General features: G+C 32.9%; 4 protein-coding genes. 2 read left to right on the top strand and 2 right to left on the bottom strand.

The annotated features are described in order from the left end of the window. Positions 1-272 precede the first annotated feature (272 nt). Together FTV37_RS16975 and FTV37_RS16970 are read left to right on the top strand one after the other, a co-directional pair. Positions 273-560 (top strand): BrnT family toxin, encoded by a 288-nt coding sequence (locus tag FTV37_RS16975; RefSeq protein WP_004797784.1) that lies wholly within the window; start codon positions 273-275, stop codon positions 558-560. After that, on the top strand, positions 547-861 hold the full coding sequence (locus FTV37_RS16970) for a BrnA antitoxin family protein (RefSeq protein WP_068975325.1): 315 nt from the start codon (positions 547-549) through the stop codon (positions 859-861). The genes FTV37_RS16975 and FTV37_RS16970 overlap by 14 nt, the downstream gene beginning before the upstream one ends. A gap of 75 nt (positions 862-936) precedes the next feature. On the opposite strand, the gene tenpIN is transcribed toward FTV37_RS16970, so the two are convergent. Next, positions 937-1425: a type III toxin-antitoxin system TenpIN family toxin gene (gene tenpIN / locus FTV37_RS16965; protein WP_179996725.1), complete on the bottom strand. Its 489-nt coding sequence runs from the start codon at positions 1423-1425 to the stop codon at positions 937-939. A 256-nt stretch (positions 1426-1681) separates the two neighbouring features. Further along, positions 1682-2212, bottom strand: a complete 531-nt coding sequence (locus FTV37_RS16960) for a hypothetical protein (RefSeq protein WP_179996726.1) — start codon at positions 2210-2212, stop codon at positions 1682-1684. Between the last annotated feature and the right edge of the window lie 279 nt (positions 2213-2491).

The raw sequence follows: 2491 nt of genomic DNA, 5'->3' as shown, positions 1-2491 counted from the left end.
AATACTATAACGATTTTATTGGAGGTTTTTTGATTCTATTTAACATAATGGTGGTTATACGCAATACACTTGTATATTAATATAAATATCAGATACTTATTCAAACCATAAAAATCTAAAAACCATAAAAAAGCCGACTTTGAAACAAGTCGGCTTTTTTATGAGCAGTTTTGATATTTTTTGCCAATAATTTTGACTAAAAATTACACCAATCAGGTTGAGTGATACAATTTTGTGATACATTATTGTATATACAAATTTGAATGTTTTTTATGGAACAGTATTTTGAATGGGATGAGGCTAAGAATCGAAAGAATCAGAAAAAGCATGATATCTCTTTCGAAACGGCAAGCCTTGTTTTTGATGATCCACTGAGGATCTCAATTCAGGACAGACATACCGATGGTGAAGAACGTTGGCAGACCATTGGGAAAGTAAAAGGCGTACTAATGCTCTTAGTAGCTCACACCATTTTTGATGAAGATGACTGTGAAATCATACGAATCATTAGTGCAAGACAAGTCACTAAGGCGGAGCGAGATAAATATGAGCATGGTTAGATACTCACGCAAAGAACTGAATGAAAAATTCAGCGACAAGCAAGATGCTGAAATTGAACGCTTGCTTGCTAAAGGGACGGTTCCTGATGATCAGCTAGATCTATCAGATATTCCTGAAATTACCGACTGGAGCAATGCTGTACGCCATAATCAATTCTATCGCCCAGTGAAGCAACAGACTTCCATTCGTTTAGATGCTGATGTACTTGCATGGTTTAAAGCTCAAGGTAAAGGCTATCAAACACGAATGAATGAAATTCTGCGAGAAGCAATGTTAGAAGATTTAAAAAAACATCAATAAAAATGGGAGCTTAGGCTCCCATTTTTGATATCGTATAAGGTGTATTATGTTAATTTTAGAAAAATTTAATATTTCTTATTGCTGAGAAATTCCTAATTCTTCGTGATAATTAATCAGAGTAGTTTCTATATATTCAGCTGATCTTAGGATGTTTTGATCCTTTTTTTTAACCGCATTAATATATTTTTCTACATAACCAATAAACATTTTTGTTATATGTGCTTCCTTACCAGCTAACTTTTTACCAGCTTCCTTTGTCCTAAGCACAAATACTTCATCTGAAATATATGATTCATCTTTGATTAGTAGTGCTTTCGAATAATCTAGCCCCATTCCTTTAATATGTTTAACTTTTCTATTTACCTCAAGAATTAATGAAGCATTGTGAGTAACATGAGATCTAACAGGAATTGCAAAAGTAAGATCATTTATAGTTATTTTTACTACTCCATGTCCTCGTCCTTTGGTTGTATCCCATTTACTATCCAGAGCATAGTAATCCAATGCATGTTGGACTATCGGATTTCCAGTGTAGAAAGAGGTATTTAACTTCTTTAATTGCATATATATTTCCATTTAAATGCAAAAAACCTCGACATTTGTCGAGGCTTTTCTAGATAGCAACAAGGAATTTGAGAGTTTAACGTGAGGATCTTCCTACCCCACATGATATACAAGGAATTTGAGAGTTTAACGTGAGGATCTTCCTACCCCACAAGCTATCTATCTACTAATATATATGAATACACATATTAGTCAATAAAAAACGTACTAAAGGCTAGGTTCAAATTCTTCTTAAACATAATTTAATATTTATATATCATCTACTTACAAGCAATGTATGCATTCTTTTCAAAATCATCAATATGTTAAGAAGTAAGTTTATAAGAATGAAAACTATCAATGGTTTCAACATATAACCATGAAATATAGTTATATATTTGATTGATGTATAAATTAGGCATAAAGAAACAAGGACAATAGAACATAAAATGGAATAGCTAATATTGTAATAAAGCTCTTCTAATACCGACTTCTTAATATCAAAGAGTGGATCAATCGCTTTTTCTTTCTCTTCAGCTAACTCTCTTCTTTCTTCCAGTTTTTGTTCTTGGTCAAAAACTAGAACTAGAACTGATAAAAGTAAAGCTGAGAATATTGAACCTAAATTAACCAGTAAAGAAATTATTTCCTTCCCATTCAATGGTATGAAAATAATACTAACTGATAAAATTATTGGAAGCACAATGAATACAAGAAATTCTAAAATTCCTATTTTATTGTTACGAGTTTGACGCAATGTTCGAAAGTGACCTACCACTATGTCACAGATATTAATGCGATTACTCATAGTCTATATCCTTAAGGCTTATATAAACTTCTAGTGAACTCTTGATCAATTTCTTCAAACCATTTTTCCAAAGCTTCAGGAGTTGGTAAACCTCCCTGTACTTCAATATAGTCTGGAGCTTCTATCTCACATAGTGCCGTTGTTTGGTTCCTACCGACGTAAGCATCCGGCTAACACAGCCTTACCAAGCGATCCTATAAGCCTTAATTTAGTTCCCACCTAAAAACAAGTGGGGACTTAATCCATGAACATGGATATATATTCAGCAACACCTCCTGT

Origin of the sequence: Acinetobacter sp. YH16042 (assembly GCF_013417245.1) — a bacterium.
GTDB lineage: Bacteria > Pseudomonadota > Gammaproteobacteria > Pseudomonadales > Moraxellaceae > Acinetobacter > Acinetobacter amyesii.
This window is presented reverse-complemented; position numbering and strand designations above follow the sequence as displayed.

Bases quoted from the DNA above. Each gene is read 5' to 3' on its own strand.
- FTV37_RS16975 (WP_004797784.1), top strand. From the start codon at position 273: ATGGAACAGTATTTTGAATGGGATGAGGCTAAGAATCGAAAGAATCAG.
- FTV37_RS16970 (WP_068975325.1), top strand. From the start codon at position 547: ATGAGCATGGTTAGATACTCACGCAAAGAACTGAATGAAAAATTCAGC.
- tenpIN (WP_179996725.1), bottom strand. From the start codon at position 1,425: ATGCAATTAAAGAAGTTAAATACCTCTTTCTACACTGGAAATCCGATA.
- FTV37_RS16960 (WP_179996726.1), bottom strand. From the start codon at position 2,212: ATGAGTAATCGCATTAATATCTGTGACATAGTGGTAGGTCACTTTCGA.